At 35.1% G+C, this 15308-nt stretch carries 14 protein-coding genes, 1 tRNA gene, 1 rRNA gene and 1 pseudogene; 13 read left to right on the top strand and 4 right to left on the bottom strand.

Annotated features, from left to right (window positions below; translation table 11 throughout):
• The first annotated feature begins 25 nt into the window (after positions 1-25).
• The 8 genes from GD441_RS11280 (at position 26) to GD441_RS11250 (ending at position 6924) form a co-directional block, all read left to right on the top strand.
• Entirely contained in the window at positions 26-1123 is a 1098-nt protein-coding gene (locus GD441_RS11280) for a GerAB/ArcD/ProY family transporter (RefSeq protein WP_153126540.1), read from the top strand.
• 276 nt (positions 1124-1399) lie between these two features.
• Entirely contained in the window at positions 1400-1528 is a 129-nt protein-coding gene (locus tag GD441_RS17460) for an NADPH-dependent FMN reductase family protein (RefSeq protein ID WP_263862442.1), read from the top strand.
• Positions 1529-1554: 26 nt separating this feature from the next.
• Positions 1555-1842, top strand: a complete 288-nt coding sequence (locus GD441_RS11275) for a hypothetical protein (RefSeq protein WP_153126539.1) — start codon at positions 1555-1557, stop codon at positions 1840-1842.
• A gap of 106 nt (positions 1843-1948) precedes the next feature.
• Positions 1949-2401 carry a flavodoxin domain-containing protein gene (locus tag GD441_RS11270; protein WP_153126538.1) on the top strand — a complete coding sequence of 151 codons (453 nt, stop codon included), beginning with the start codon at positions 1949-1951 and terminating at the stop codon, positions 2399-2401.
• Between the two features lie 538 nt (positions 2402-2939).
• Positions 2940-4010 carry a sulfate ABC transporter substrate-binding protein gene (locus GD441_RS11265; protein WP_153126537.1) on the top strand — a complete coding sequence of 357 codons (1071 nt, stop codon included), beginning with the start codon at positions 2940-2942 and terminating at the stop codon, positions 4008-4010.
• A gap of 90 nt (positions 4011-4100) precedes the next feature.
• Complete coding sequence (cysT, locus tag GD441_RS11260; RefSeq protein WP_153126536.1) at positions 4101-4940, top strand: sulfate ABC transporter permease subunit CysT; 840 nt, start codon at positions 4101-4103, stop codon at positions 4938-4940.
• Between the two features lie 11 nt (positions 4941-4951).
• Positions 4952-5815 (top strand): sulfate ABC transporter permease subunit CysW, encoded by an 864-nt coding sequence (gene cysW / locus GD441_RS11255; protein WP_153126535.1) that lies wholly within the window; start codon positions 4952-4954, stop codon positions 5813-5815.
• 35 nt (positions 5816-5850) lie between these two features.
• Positions 5851-6924 (top strand): sulfate/molybdate ABC transporter ATP-binding protein, encoded by a 1074-nt coding sequence (locus tag GD441_RS11250; protein ID WP_153126534.1) that lies wholly within the window; start codon positions 5851-5853, stop codon positions 6922-6924.
• A gap of 358 nt (positions 6925-7282) precedes the next feature.
• Here GD441_RS11250 and GD441_RS11245 read toward each other — a convergent pair.
• A pseudogene (locus GD441_RS11245) lies at positions 7283-8247 on the bottom strand (quinone oxidoreductase family protein).
• A gap of 314 nt (positions 8248-8561) precedes the next feature.
• Here GD441_RS11245 and GD441_RS11240 point away from each other — a divergent pair.
• Together GD441_RS11240 and GD441_RS11235 are read left to right on the top strand one after the other, a co-directional pair.
• Positions 8562-9281, top strand: a complete 720-nt coding sequence (locus GD441_RS11240) for a YebC/PmpR family DNA-binding transcriptional regulator (RefSeq protein ID WP_153126533.1) — start codon at positions 8562-8564, stop codon at positions 9279-9281.
• A 303-nt stretch (positions 9282-9584) separates the two neighbouring features.
• Positions 9585-10382, top strand: a complete 798-nt coding sequence (locus GD441_RS11235; RefSeq protein ID WP_225434208.1) for a thermonuclease family protein — start codon at positions 9585-9587, stop codon at positions 10380-10382.
• A 346-nt stretch (positions 10383-10728) separates the two neighbouring features.
• On the opposite strand, the gene GD441_RS11230 is transcribed toward GD441_RS11235, so the two are convergent.
• Both GD441_RS11230 and GD441_RS11225 read right to left on the bottom strand, forming a co-directional pair.
• Positions 10729-10801: transfer RNA gene (locus GD441_RS11230), tRNA-Ala, on the bottom strand.
• Positions 10802-10855: 54 nt separating this feature from the next.
• On the bottom strand, positions 10856-11560 hold the full coding sequence (locus tag GD441_RS11225) for an MgtC/SapB family protein (protein WP_153126532.1): 705 nt from the start codon (positions 11558-11560) through the stop codon (positions 10856-10858).
• Positions 11561-11753: 193 nt separating this feature from the next.
• Here GD441_RS11225 and GD441_RS11220 point away from each other — a divergent pair, with 193 nt between their 5' ends.
• Both GD441_RS11220 and GD441_RS11215 read left to right on the top strand, forming a co-directional pair.
• Positions 11754-12668, top strand: a complete 915-nt coding sequence (locus tag GD441_RS11220; protein ID WP_153126531.1) for a DMT family transporter — start codon at positions 11754-11756, stop codon at positions 12666-12668.
• Positions 12669-12855: 187 nt separating this feature from the next.
• Positions 12856-13425, top strand: a complete 570-nt coding sequence (locus tag GD441_RS11215) for a YkoP family protein (RefSeq protein ID WP_153126530.1) — start codon at positions 12856-12858, stop codon at positions 13423-13425.
• 81 nt (positions 13426-13506) lie between these two features.
• On the opposite strand, the gene GD441_RS11210 is transcribed toward GD441_RS11215, so the two are convergent.
• Positions 13507-14649, bottom strand: a complete 1143-nt coding sequence (locus GD441_RS11210) for an MGDG synthase family glycosyltransferase (protein WP_153126529.1) — start codon at positions 14647-14649, stop codon at positions 13507-13509.
• Between the two features lie 527 nt (positions 14650-15176).
• Here GD441_RS11210 and GD441_RS11205 point away from each other — a divergent pair.
• A 16S ribosomal RNA gene (locus GD441_RS11205) occupies positions 15177-15308 on the top strand; the annotation flags it as partial.

Genomic DNA, 15308 nt, shown 5'->3' with positions numbered 1-15308 from the left:
ATAATGAAAAGGACGTGACAAATCAGTGGAAAAGGCGAAAATTAACGCAACTCAGCTGTTTGTCCTGATATTGTTGTTTGAATTGGGCAGTGCTTTGTTAATTCCTCTTGCAATCGAGGCGAAACAGGATGCATGGATTGCTATTCTGCTTGGAATGGCAGGCGGATGTTTTTTATTTTTAGTCTATCATCGGCTTTATCAATATTATCCGGATCTTTTGCTAACAGAATATGTGCAAAAAATTATCGGGAAATTTTTAGGACGAGTATTTGCCTTTTTATATATTATTTATTTTTCTTATATTGCGGCTAGGGTGCTGCGGGATTTCGGAGAGATGATGGTAACCTATCTCTATCCAGAAACACCTATGTTTATCATTAATGCATTATTGTTCGTTGTTATTGTTTATTCTGTCCGGAAAGGAATTGAGGTTTTAGCAAGGACAGGAGAATTACTATTTGTTTTTATGTATTTGCTTGCATTTTCTGGACTCGTTCTTATTCTCCTTTCTGGTTTGATTGAAATAAATAACTTAAGACCAGTATTTGAAGAAGGAATTAGACCCATTTTGAAAGTTGTATTAACTCAGACCATATATTTTCCATTTGGGGAAGCCATTGTATTTACGATGGTTATGCCGTATTTGAATAACCCAAAAAAGGCGAAAATCACAGGTTTGTTAGCTTTAGGGCTAAGCGGAATTACCTTGGCGATTGCAATGGCTATTAACATCAGTGTTCTTGGTGTTAATCTCACTTCTCGCTCGCAATTTCCCTTGCTCAGTACAGTACAGACAATTAGGATCGCAGAGTTTTTAGAGCGGCTCGATGTCTATTTTATGCTTGCATTAATTATTGGGGGCTTTTTTAAAATCAGTATTTTTTTCTATGCAGTTGTGACTGGCACTGCAAATTTGTTTAACATCAAAGAACCTTCGCGGGTGGCTTATCCGATGGGGCTTGTCATTTTATTTTTATCGATCTCGATTGCAAGTAATTTTCCAGAACACCTAAAGGAAGGGTTAAAGATCATTCCGATTGTTTTACATCTTCCTTTTCAAGTAATGATTCCTCTTTTACTTCTCGTTATTGCTTTTTTTAAAAACCGCAAAAAACGAAGGTAATTAAATCAATGAAGAAGAGGCTGATTCACCACTTTTGATTTAACCGCTTGTTCTTCGCTGATCGGGTTCGAAAGTTCCGCTTACCCAAGCATGGATACGAACATAGCCGGGGAATTTTCTCCGGCTTTTTTTACTATTTAGATTACAAAATTCTTTGAAATCACTAATGCAAAATGGAGCAAAAGATTTAAAAAATCAAGTTGACATTGATAATCATTTTCATTTATAGTAAATATACATTATTGAAAATAATTCTCAACTAAATGAGGTGACTATATGAATGTCTTCATTGGATATGTTAGCATGTCTGGAAACACGGAGGATATTGCACAACTTTTACTTCATCAATTTCAGGGTTTCGGTTGTGATGTAGATATTGAAGAACTAGACATTTTCAAACTTTAACTTTGATTAAAAAAGAATATCAGTCCATGATTTCAGCGATCTATATCGATACAGATAGGAGGTTAATTATAACAAAAGGAACAGCTTTTTCCAGCAGAGGTTCAGTGGAAATACTGCTTCCTGATCAACCTGCTTGGATCGTAATGAATCAACCGATAACGGAAAGAGCCTTTTTAGATTTATTTACGTCAGAAAATCAATTGTTTACAACTTCAAGCAAAGACGAATATGGATATTCACGAATTTACCAGTTACATTTTGATCAAAAAAATTTAGTGCCAATTGAAACCGTTTCTGGACATAGTTTTAGATGAGCCGGACACAAAGATCAATTATTTATTGCTGGTTCAGACGAAAGCAAATGGATAGATTCCCTTAACAAAAAACCCGTCTATTTACATTAAAAAAGGAGTGGTCTTCATGAAAATTGCAGTTGTATATGCAAGTATGTCAGGCAATACAGAAGCCATTGCTGAGTTCATAACAAATGAGCTGATAGAAAATAACTTTGAAGTTGATTTAATCGACATGCTAAGTTTAAAATCCGCATCTGAGATCCTTGACTATAATATGGCGTTTATCGGTATGTATACATGGGGAGACGGAGATTATCCTGATGAGTGTTTAGATATAATAGAAGAATTAGAGGAATTAGAATTAAACCAGTTCCCATTTGCATTATTTGGTTCAGGCGATACATCCTATCCTGAATTTTGCGGAGCTCTTGATCACCTCCAAAAACTTCTGATAAAACAAGGTGGAATTATGACTACTGAACCATTAAGAATTCATTTAAATCCAAATAAAGAAGACCAAGTAAAAATCAATGAGTATGTTCAGCAAGCTATTCAATTTTTGAGTTTAGGATCCTGAGGCTGAAAATTTTCAATTATTAATGAAGTTGCCCTTTTCGGACATCCCCTTTCTACTTATTAATTCAAGCCCTAACTTTTAGGGGGATTACCTTCACCCTGCGAATCCAAGATTTAAAAAATAAAAAGAAAAGTTTTCTGAGAAAAAGCGTTTACAATATGTCAATCTTTAATAAATTTTAATATTAATCCCTACTTGACACATAGGGATTGTTGGGATAACATTAATAAAAAAATAATTTTCATTTTTAGTTACCTTAGTACTAAGCTGATCGGATAAACTGAAGGCTCATACTCTCCTGCGAGTATGAGCCTTTTTTTATATACAATATAAAGAAAGGTGGGAAATGATAAACGTATCTAACTGTTGTTATTCATGTTTTGAGTGTCTCTGGTTTAGTCAGATATTGATTGAGTAAGTAATAACTTTATTAGGAACAATATTTATGCTGATCAGAAAAACTGAAGGCTGCTTATCTTTTATTAAATGATGGCAGCCTTTTTTTATTTAAATCATTAATGAAAAGAGGAGATGGATAATGTTGAATACCAAACGTACAATTTTTACATTTTTTCTTACTTTAATGCTGTTAACAGTTGTGCTAGCTGGATGCAGCAGTAATCAAACGAATAGTGGAAATGAAGAAAAAAATAATGAAGCAGCGTCTAACAAAGATTCAGTTGAATTACTAAATGTTTCTTATGATCCAACTCGCGAGTTATATCAAGATTTTAATAAAGAGTTCAATAAATATTGGAAAGAGAAAACAGGTCAGACTGTCACCATTCAACAATCCCATGGAGGATCAGGGAAGCAAGGACGTGCGGTTATTGATGGTCTTGAAGCTGATGTAGTTACATTAGCTTTAGCCTATGATATTGATATGATTGCTAAAGACGGCGATTTACTTGAAAAAGATTGGCAAACACGATTGAATCATAACTCTACTCCTTACACTTCAACCATTGTGTTTCTTGTTAGAAAAGGAAATCCTAAAGGAATTAATGATTGGGACGACTTAATCAAAAAAGGTGTCTCGGTTATTACTCCTAACCCAAAAACATCTGGAGGTGCAAGGTGGAACTACTTAGCAGCTTGGACTTATGCAGATAAAAAATATAATAGCGACGAAAAGAAAATAAAAGAATTTGTAAGTCAATTATATAAAAATGTTGAAGTGTTAGATTCTGGAGCTCGAGGCTCTACTACCACTTTTGTTGAAAGAGGGATTGGGGATGTGTTAATTGCATGGGAGAACGAGGCATTCCTTACGTTGAACGAATTAGGAAAAGATGAATTTGAAATTGTCGTTCCTTCAATAAGTATACTTGCTGAACCACCTGTTGCTGTTGTTGATAAAGTTGTAGAGAAAAAAGGTACAAGGGAAGTAGCTGAAGCCTACCTTAAATATTTGTATACAGATAGAGGTCAAGAAATTGCTGCTAAACATTATTACCGTCCACGAAATGAAGAAATACAAAAAAAGTATAAAGATACATTCCCGGAAATTGATCTAGTAACAATAGATGAAAGATTTGGTGGATGGAACAAAGCTCAGGAAACCCACTTTAATGATGGTGGAACATTTGATCAAATTTATCAGCCTTAATAGAAGGTTATAGTGAAAGGTACATAGGAAAGTCTATGTATCTTCACCTTTTTTCTAATTTACTAAGCAATCATGTGTAGAGGTGTGTTCATGATCAACTTATCCATATCAAAAATTAAAAACCAAAGTATACTACCTGGATTTGGATTATCACTTGGGTTTACGATGTTATACATTAGTTTTCTTGTCATACTACCTTTATCAATGGTTTTTTTTCATACAGTTAGTATGGGATGGAAGGATTTTTGGGACACAATATCGGAACCTAGAGTCATAGCTTCTTATAAATTGAGTTTTGGAGCATCCTTTGCTGCAGCTTTTATTAACGTAATATTTGGCGTGTTAATAGCTTGGGTATTAGTACGTTATCATTTTCCAGGTAAGCGTATTGTAGACGGATTAGTTGACCTGCCTTTTGCATTACCAACTGCTGTAGCTGGGATTGCTTTAACATCTTTGTATACACCTAATGGATGGATTGGGCAATTTTTAGGTTTCAAGGTAGCGTTTACTCCTATAGGAATTATCATTGCTTTAACTTTCATTGGATTACCATTTGTTGTTCGTATGGTTCAACCTGTCTTACAAAATATAGATCAGGAAATGGAAGAGGCATCGGCTAGTCTAGGGGCAAGTCGCCTTCATACGTTTATAAAAGTTATTTTTCCAGAGTTACTTCCAGCTATTCTTACGGGTTTTGCTTTAGCATTTTCAAGAGCTTTAGGAGAATATGGCTCAGTAGTCTTTATTGCAGGAAATATGCCGATGCGCACAGAGATTACACCACTATTAATTATGACAGAACTGGAACAATATGATTATGCAGGGGCTACAGCCATCGCTACGGTTATGTTAATTTTCTCTTTTATTCTTTTATTTGTTATTAACTTATTACAGTGGTGGACAAATAAAAAATTTGTACACAATTAAGGAGGATATTCATGGCTGGACAAATTCCGATGCAACAACCGGGTATACTTGTTCAAGCATCTAGAAACACAACTGAACCACGGGTTGTTCGCTGGTTACTTATTTTCATTGTACTGGGATTTTTGAGTTTATTTCTTGTTTTGCCCCTTATTGCCATTTTTGTCAAGGCTTTTGACAAAGGAGTGAATGTTTATTTAGCTTCCATTAGCCATCCAGACGCACTGGCAGCTATTAAATTAACTTTATTAGTAGTTCTTATGACTGTTCCACTGAATGCAATTTTTGGTGTAGCTGCAGCATGGGCAATGACAAAGTTTGATTTTAAAGGGAAAAACGTATTAATCACCATTATTGATCTTCCTTTTGCTGTTTCTCCAGTAATTGCTGGATTAGTGTTTGTTCTGTTATTTGGTTCTCATGGATTATTTGGCCCATGGTTTTTTGAAAATGATATGAAAATCATTTTTGCTGTACCAGGAATTGTCCTCGCAACGATATTTGTAACATTACCATTTGTTGCACGTGAACTAATTCCATTAATGCAAGCACAAGGATCTGCAGAGGAGGAAGCGTCATTAACTTTAGGTGCGAGCGGCTGGAAAACATTTATTCTTGTTACACTCCCGAATATTAAGTGGGGTTTATTATATGGAATAATCCTGTGTAACGCTCGTGCGATTGGAGAATTTGGAGCTGTATCTGTAGTTTCTGGGCATATTCGGGGATTAACTAATACAATGCCTTTGCATATTGAAATTTTATACAATGAGTATCAGTTTTCAGCAGCTTTTGCGGTTGCCTCATTAATGTCAATCCTCGCAATCATTACTCTAATTGTAAAAAATTTTATTGAATGGAAAACAAGAAGTATTTAAAGATGCAAAATCACTCTTAAAAGGAGTTTTGTATAGTGAGTATAATAATAAAAAATATTTCAAAATCGTTCGGCTCATTTAAAGCACTTGATCATATTAATATGGATATTCAAACAGGTGAATTAGTCGCTCTTCTAGGACCATCAGGATCTGGGAAAACATCATTGCTTCGTATCATTGCTGGATTAGAAGCTCCAGATCAAGGAACTATTCTTTTTGATAATGAAGATATCACTCATATTCATACAAAAGAGAGAAAAGTGGGATTTGTTTTTCAGCATTATGCTTTATTTCGCCACATGAATGTTTTTGAGAATGTGGCTTACGGCCTAAAGGTTCGTCCTAAAAAGTTACGACCTTCAAAAAAGGAAATTGAAAAAAAAGTTTACAAATTACTTCAGTTAGTAAAGTTAGAAGCATTTTCAGATCGTTATCCCTCACAACTCTCTGGAGGTCAAAGACAGCGTGTCGCATTAGCTAGAGCATTAGCAGTTGAACCAAAAGTATTATTACTAGATGAACCATTTGGTGCTTTAGATGCTAAGGTAAGAAAAGATCTTAGACGTTGGCTAAGAAGGTTACATGATGATTTTCATATAACAAGCATATTTGTCACTCACGACCAAGAAGAAGCATTAGATGTCGCAGATCGAGTAGTAGTAATGAATGAAGGAAGGATTGAGCAAGTTGGAAGCCCTGAAGAGGTATATGATCATCCAAACAGTCCTTTTGTTTATGGCTTTTTAGGAAATGTGAATTTATTTCGAGGTCGCCTTCATAAAGGAAAGCTGCATCAAGGGAATTTTCAAATCGATGTTCCGGAATATATTGAGGCAGAAAACACAACAGCCGTTGGGTATGTTCGTCCTCATGAAATTAGTGTAGAGAGAAAAGAAAATAGTAGTGATGCAGTCTCAGCAATAATCAAGCATATACATGTGGTAGGTCCTATTGTTCACCTTGAATTACAAATAAATGATACATCAGAATTTCTTGAAGCTGAGCTAACAAAAGAGTTGTATCGAAACCTGCAGTTGAAAACAGGTGAACAAGTGTTTGTGAAACCAAAACAGCTAAAAGTTTTTGTGCCGGAAGACTTTTCAATATAGAATTTCCCATACTTGGTGTTAATATTCTTAATATTTTAGCTCTGATCCATCATATGTAGTAAATGAAGCTGTACAATGCAGTGATAAAAATATTCAAGAAAAATCATCTTTCTAAGAAGAACAGAGATAAACATCTATAAAAAAGAGAGAGACTAACTCAAAAGTGTCGTTAGTCAACGTCCTTTTGAGTTAGTCTCTTTTATTATTGGATAAGAAATACTATTAAGTTAGAAACAGTACAATCCTTTAGTTTCATTTTCTCTTCAGTCAATTAATCAGAGGACTGTATCATTTTGAGATTGTAAACAAAGCGCGACCTTCCTAGTTGAAGAATCGCTCTGTAAAATATTTTTCATTTTTATGGGATCAATAAAATTTTTCCGATACTTTTTCGACTTTCCAGCAATCTATGTGCTTCAGCACATCCTTTAAAGGAAAAGTGATTGGATCTGCCATTTTGATTTTTTCATCTATAATCCAGTCAAACAATTGTTTGGAATGTGAGATTCTTTCCTCACGGGAGGTCAGGACATTCCAAAGATCTCCTCCAGTTAGTGTTTTAGAAGTATCCATAAGCATTCGAGGATCTACTGGATCAGGGTCTCCACCTGCCATTCCATAAAACACTACTGTACCCCCGACTCTTGTAGCTTTAAAACTTTCTGCTAAAGTCGAACCGACTGACTCATAAACAACGTCCACACCTCGACCGTTTGTCACGTCTTTTACTTTTTCACACCACGGTTCTTCATATAAGAAAACATAGTCAGCTCCAACTGAATATGCTGCTTGCGCTTTTTCTTTGGAGGAGGTGAGACCAATGACTTGCCCACCAAGTAGTTTTACAATCTGAACAAGGATTTGACCAACCCCTCCAGCTGCTGCATGAATTAGAACAGAATCACCAGGTTTTATTTCATAGCTGTCCTTCGTTAAATAATGTGCTGTTAAGCCTTGAAGTAAAACAGAAGAGGCTGTTTCAAAGGAAATTTCATCTGGTAATGGAATGGCTTTTTCCATAGGAACAGCAACCAGCTCCGCATTGGCAAACGGAACATCCGCAAACGCAATGCGGTCTCCCACTTTTATGTTCGTAACATTTGCACCTACTTGTTCTACAATTCCAGCACCTTCATAGCCCAATATGTAAGGCGGTTTCCCAGCGAGATGATAATTCCCTTTCCTTCTATATACATCAGCGAAATTCAGTCCAATGGCATTCATTCTCACCAATATTTCATCATCATTTATAGAAGGATCAGCCATTTCTTTATAATGCAGGACTTCAGGTCCACCAAACGTATCAAAGACTAATGCTTTCAATTTTACTACCTCTTTCTCTACCATTTACATAAGCTTCATAGTAAAGAAATTCTGGGCTAAACACAAGTTTCTTAATCAGATATTTGTTAAATCAGTCATTTTCACCTTTTTTTCATTATTAACCTCGTGAAAAATTATTCAATTGAGGTATAATAAATTGTAGTGAATAAGTGCAGCATCTTCCATTCGTATTGTTAATCAGCAATATGAACGCGTAGCAAACACTAAAAGTTATTTTAAAAAAGTGTTGTAGAAAAATTTTTTCATATTCATCATTTTGTATAGATTCAAAGTTTGAAAGAGAGTGGAATATTATGGGCCGTAAATGGAACAATATTAAAGAAAAAAAAGCGTCAAAAGATGCAAATACGAGTCGTATATATGCAAAGTTTGGACGCGAAATTTATGTAGCAGCAAAGCAAGGTGAACCAGATCCAGAAATAAATCAGGCCTTAAGAGTCGTACTTGAGCGTGCAAAAACGTACAATGTACCGAAAACAATTATTGAACGAGCCATTGAAAAAGCAAAAGGCGGTTCAGATGAAAGCTACGATGAACTTCGTTATGAAGGCTTCGGACCAAATGGTTCAATGATCATTGTAGATGCATTGACAAATAACGTGAACCGTACTGCATCAGATGTGCGTGCTGCATTTGGTAAAAACGGTGGTAATATGGGAGTAAGTGGATCTGTATCCTATATGTTTGATGCTACGGCTGTCTTTGGTATAGAAGGTAAAACAGCAGATGAAGTACTGGAAATATTAATGGAAGCAGATGTAGATGTGCGTGACGTTTTAGAAGAAGATGAAGCTGTGATCGTTTATGCCGAGCCTGACCAGTTCCATGCAGTGCAAGAAGCATTCAAAAATGTTGGAATAACAGAATTTACAGTTGCAGAACTAACCATGCTTCCGCAAAATGAAATCACACTTCCAGAAGACGCACAAGCACAATTCGAAAAATTGATTGATGCATTAGAAGATCTAGACGATGTTCGCCAAGTATACCACAATGTAGATCTTGGTGAATAATATATGAAAGCAGACCTTTGTTATGTAACGGTCTGCTTATTTATTTGGTTCAATGAAGCTTGGTAGAAATTGGGGTTTATTTAGCTGGCTCAGAATTGAACGTAGCAATAGGTGTTGCTAAAGGGGGATGCGTTGTTGCATAATCTTTCATTATAATAAAGGGAAAAGAAGAAGCTCAAAGAATTTTTACAAATACTGTTGTAAGCAGATTGAAAGCTTGGAGAGCAAATAAATTAGCTATTGCAGTAGGTGAAGCTCCGGCTCATTTGATTGAACTTATACATATTTATGAGGAGGTTTAAAATGAAAGCATTCTATAAAGCACTCTGTTTACTTGTTATTGCGGGGCTACTTTCGTTAGGAGTAGCAGCATGTGGATCAAGTGATGCTAACAATGATCAGGAGACAAATTCAGCGGCTAGTAATAAAGTAGAAACAAATCCAGTTGGAATTAAACTTATTCCTGCTACTGTGACAAATGTGGTAGATGGTGATACCATTGACGTTGAAATAAATAATAAAGAAGAAAGGGTTCGTCTATTACTTATAGATACGCCAGAAACGAAACACCCTTCTAAACCTGTGCAACCATTTGGACCTGAAGCCTCTGAATACACAAAACGAACGTTATTAGGGAAGCAGGTAGGATTAGAACTAGATGTATCTGAACGCGATCGTTATGGCCGTTTATTGGCTTACGTTTGGTTAGATGACAAGATGCATAACGAAGTACTAATTGAAAAGGGATTAGCACGTGTCGCTATTTTCCAACCTAATGTAAAATATGTCGATCGTTTTAGAGAAAAGCAGCACCAAGCGCAAAAGAAAGGTGTTGGTATTTGGAGCATCGAGAACTATGTGCAGGAAAAAGGCTTTAACTCCAATACTCAACAAAAGCAATCTAATATAACGAATAAAGAACAAAATGATGAAGGAACACAAAATAAAAGTTGTGTTGGTAAGATTAAGGGAAATAAAAATTCGAAAATTTACCATATACCAAGTGGTGCACATTATGATGAAGTAGCAGATCATAATGTTGTGTGGTTCTGTACCGAAGATGAGGCACAAGCTGAAGGATACCGGAAATCCCAAAACTAAATTTATAAAAATGATTAACCCTTAGCATATTTGAGCTAAGGGTTTTATCGTTTAAAAAAAGTGGTGTTAGTATAGGTGGTGACAGTAACAGTGACAGTGGCGATGTCCTTCGTCAGTTACTGACCACTTAGTTGGTAGAGGGATTCTAGTTAATAAACTGTGTTAATTAAGATTAAACAAATTTAATAAAGTCTAAAGTATCAGGGCTTAAGCAGGGGTAAGAAATCTAGATTAATCTAATTAATCCTAACCTAATAAATTAAGTCTGTACACCCTTTCACTTTTATAAAGAAATAACGAGGTTATAATACAAGAAAAAACCCTTGTATATCAAGGGTTTCCGATATGGAGCATAGGGGGCTCGAACCCCTGACCTCTACGCTGCCAGCGTAGCGCTCTCCCAGCTGAGCTAATGCCCCGTCTTTATGTCACAACATAAATTTTATCTAAAAATTCGATCTTGTCAATGCCCTTTATAAATTTTCAATCTCCACTGATTCAATCCCTTCTATTCGAGAGATGGAATAATAGACATCCGTCGTCTTCCTGTGCTGGTCAACGGTAATTTTCAGCTGAACAAAATGAGAATGCTCCAGATCTTTAATTCGAACGTTCTTGATAGAAATGTTTTCGTTAGCTATTTTTGAAATGACTTCTGCGATATTTTCCTTCTCTGAAATCATGAGCTGAAGTAAAATAACCTTTTCTCTTAATTGCTTTGGACCAATAAGTCCCATAATCATTGGAACTAACTCAACAGAAATAATTAGTAACACAACTCCTGCGAAGGCTTCTAGGTAGAAGCCGGCTCCAACAGCAATACCAATACCGGCTGCTCCCCAAATCATCGCAGCGGTCGTCAGTCCTGAGATGCTGTCGTTTTCTCTGCGTAAAATGACTCCTGCCCCCAAAAAACCAATACCAGAAACAATTTGTGCAGCCAAACGAAGAGGGTCCATCGTAATATTGACATCATCACTTCCAGGGAAAATATAAGCTGATTCTATTGATACAATTGTCAATAAGCAGCTGACGATAGAAATAACCAAGCTTGTCTTTAATCCAACGGGTTTTCTTTTTATTTCTCTCTCAAGTCCTATTATTAGGCCAAGTACAGCTGAGATCCCAAGTTTTATTAGAATATGCATTTCTATATGAAAATCAATCATCCATTCCATCCTGCTCACCATCCCCATCTAATGCTGTTATCGATTTTAAAGTATGTGTCTATACTGAAACTTCACTGCGTAAAAATATTGTATATTTATATGGAGCTTTATTTCAAATAAATTCTCTGAAAATTAATGTAGCCACTCCAGACAAATGCTTGTAAAATGTATACAAACACAGGGAAAGTTAGGGGATAAAAAGATGCAGGAACCAAAAGTCAATCCTTACATAGCACTTGCTATAGGAGTCATATCCGTTTCAACTTCTGCTATATTAGTAAAGGTTTCAAGCGCACCATCCGGTATAATCGCTTTCTATAGAATATTATTTTCTGTATTGCTTATGCTTCCATTATTTTTAATCAAGTATAAACACGAAATAAAACTCGTAAAGAAACGCGATTGGTTACTTTCATTTGTATCGGGTGTATTTTTAGCTTTTCATTTTATTTTATGGTTTGAGTCTTTAAATTACACTTCCGTTGCTAGTTCGACAGTTCTTGTAACTATACAGCCTCTCTTCGCTTTTATCGGAGCGTATGTATTTTTTAAAGAAAGGTTTACCGGAAAGGCGATCTTTTGTGGAATACTTGCCATAACTGGAAGCATCATCATCAGTTGGGGAGATTTCAGAATTAGTGGTATGGCTTTATGGGGAGATATTCTTGCATTACTCGCCTGCGCATTGGTCACAGCTTACCTATTATTCGGTCAAAATGTAAGAAAAAGACTTTCTTTAGTGACCTATACATTCATTGTATATAGTATAAGTGCCATTACTTTGTTCTTTTATGTACTGATCGCTAACGAACCGTTAGTACCATATCCGTTAGAAGACTGGGTTTATTTTATATTACTTGCGGTATTTCCGACTTTGATGGGACATACGCTTTTTAATTGGTCTTTAAAATGGCTAAGCACTACGACAATATCTATGGCTATTCTTTTTGAGCCAGTTGGAGCGACCATTCTAGCGTATTATTTATTATCAGAGAATGTGATTTGGACTCAAATTGTTGGAGGCGTTATTGTCATTCTAGGAATAAGCTTGTTCTTAGCGGATGAAAGAAAGATTAAGATGAAAGCAGAGGTAGTTCAAGAAAAAACGAGTATGTAATAGGGGAGCAGGCAAACTGTATGTTGTGAGCCTGTTCCTTTTTTTATTAAATGAATGATGAAATCATCTCTAAACCAATCCATTCACTCTCTTTTCCTCTTTTGAAATTACCTTCAAATTCCATTTCTAATTTTAGATTAGATTAAACATCCTATGACTAATAGAAAATGGAAGGAGAAGAATCCACATGGATTTACGCCTGTACATTTTGTGGATATGGAAAATCTGGGATCCTATTTACTACTCTTTTACACGGTTGCAATACATTGAACCTGCTGGTAATAAAAAAACCGTATTTAGAGTACGTTTAACAAAATACAAAGGAAAAGAAGTGATCCTTTCAGATGGGACGAGGATTCGTAAAAATGATGTCTTATTAAAAATCCATTTACATAACGTTCGATTGCTGAGCGAAATTCTTAATGTAAAGCATGAGCTGAACAAGGGAAGATGTATTTACAAAATGGTATTATATTCAATGCCAGTCCTGGCGGATTATATTAAAAATCATCCAGAAGAGCAAAAAATAAAAGGGATAATTGGGATAACAATGATTAATAAAGGAGTACGACATTTAGGGTTTGAATGCTTTTTTCCTGAAAACATTTTTTATCTGTGGTTGAAAAAAGTTTCACAGCTGCCAACATTTTTTCTTTCAACTTCTACAATGAATGTGCAGAATTTTAAAAAACATAACCCAGTATACTTAATGATGTCTAAAGAGCATTTAATTAAAAAATATCAAACGGTTGTATAATGAACCTGCAAAAAAAAATAGATTTTTATTGAAATAAGACCACTCCATTAGGTGAAAAACCTTATTGGAGTGGTCTTATTTTTAATTAGAAACTTGAACAAATTGATTTGTTCTGTGATTAGCTAAAATATCTAGTATTAAATTAGATCCTTCTTGCTTTGATAACTGTTGATGATAGGTGTTTAACTTCTCTTTATAAAGGCTTTGATGTTGTTCAGAATCTAAAATGGTAAGGATTGAATCTTCAATATGCGTCATTGTATTCCAATGATTCAAATGAAATACAAGACCACTATTTTTTAAATATCGTAAATTGATTTCCTCTTGACCAGGTAATGCATGATAGACAAAAATTGGAATTCTTTTGGTTAGACATTCACTTATGGTTACTCCGCCGGGCTTTGTTATAATTGCATCAACATTATGATATATCTGATTCATTTCTTCTCTTGACGAAATATACGGCATTGGTTTAATCATTGGATTTTTCATCTCATTGATAAAACGGTATAGCTTTTTATTTTTCCCGCATAAAACCGTGTAGTGAATGTTGCCCCCTGGTTTTAGTTTTTTAATAAATGATTTAATTAATCCAGCTCCTTGATTTCCCCCAGAAATTAATAATGAATATGTATTTTCCTTTTTCGGTTTACTTGCTTCCTTTTTTAACTGTGGATGAATGGGAATGCCTGTTACAAGTATTCGATCCGATTCAACTCCCCGGCTAATTAAAAACTCTTTTAATTCTTGACTCGGTACAAAATGATAATCAATGGATTCGATCCCCCATATTTGATTAATAAAGTAATCTGTATAGACATTAATAACTGGAATACTTTGCTTTTTTCTGCCTTTTAACTGATTTAATACACAAGAAGGAAGTGCATGTGTACAAATAATTAAATCTGGTTTTTTTAACTCGATTAACTTTGTCATCCAATAGGAAAATAATCGTTCATACAAATGAAACTGTTTATGTTGTTTATTGTAATCAAAAACAGATTTATGATAAATCCAACTATACAAGCTTGGGAAAAGATGAATCCATCGCAGGTAAATTGCTGATACAATCCCTTCTATTTTTCCAAAGCCAAAGGATAATATATCAATTTTTTCACAGCTTAAAGTATGATCTATTTCTAGTAGTTCATCTATTAATCCATCAGCAACATGATGGTGACCAGAGGATATTTGTAAGAAAGGCATAAACAATACTCTCTTCATGAAAACACCTACCGAATTTTTTGATTATTTTATGTAATCACTAGTAATACATGCATTATTTGCTTTAAGGATTTGATCCTCAAACCGCATATCTAACAGTTGAATCATGGGAATTAAATGAGTATTTTTAGTTAATAAGGATGTTGAAAAAGTAAAACTTTTGAGCAGCCTTTTAAAACGAATTCCTATTTTGATCAGTTTGTGCTACATAGATGTTAATTAAGACTATTTATTTAAGTGGAAATATTTTTTGCTGCACATAATTTTTTTATAAAAACCTCTTGATAATGAAAATTATTCATGATATATTATCTTTCGTCGCTGATGATGAATAGATAAGAGTGATAAACACTTAAAAAATTATTTTAAAAAAGTTATTGACTCTTTAGGACATCGGTGATATATTGAGAAAGTCGCCTCTGAGCGACAGATACTAGAAATTGCACTTTGAAAACTAAACAAAACAATACGTCAACGTTAATTCTAGTTGCTTTTAAGCAACGTAAATTTATGAGCAAGTCAAACACTTTTTGGAGAGTTTGATCCTGGCTCAGGACGAACGCTGGCGGCGTGCCTAATACATGCAAGTCGAGCGGACTTCTTAAAAGCTTGCTTTTGAGAAGTTAGCGGCGGACGGGTGAGTAACACGTGGGCAACCT

Origin of the sequence: Peribacillus tepidiphilus (assembly GCF_009466385.1) — a bacterium.
In the GTDB taxonomy this organism is placed as follows: domain Bacteria; phylum Bacillota; class Bacilli; order Bacillales; family DSM-1321; genus Bacillus_BN; species Bacillus_BN tepidiphilus.
The sequence above is the reverse complement of the archived record's forward strand: the minus strand, read 5'-3'. Positions and strand labels throughout refer to the sequence as shown.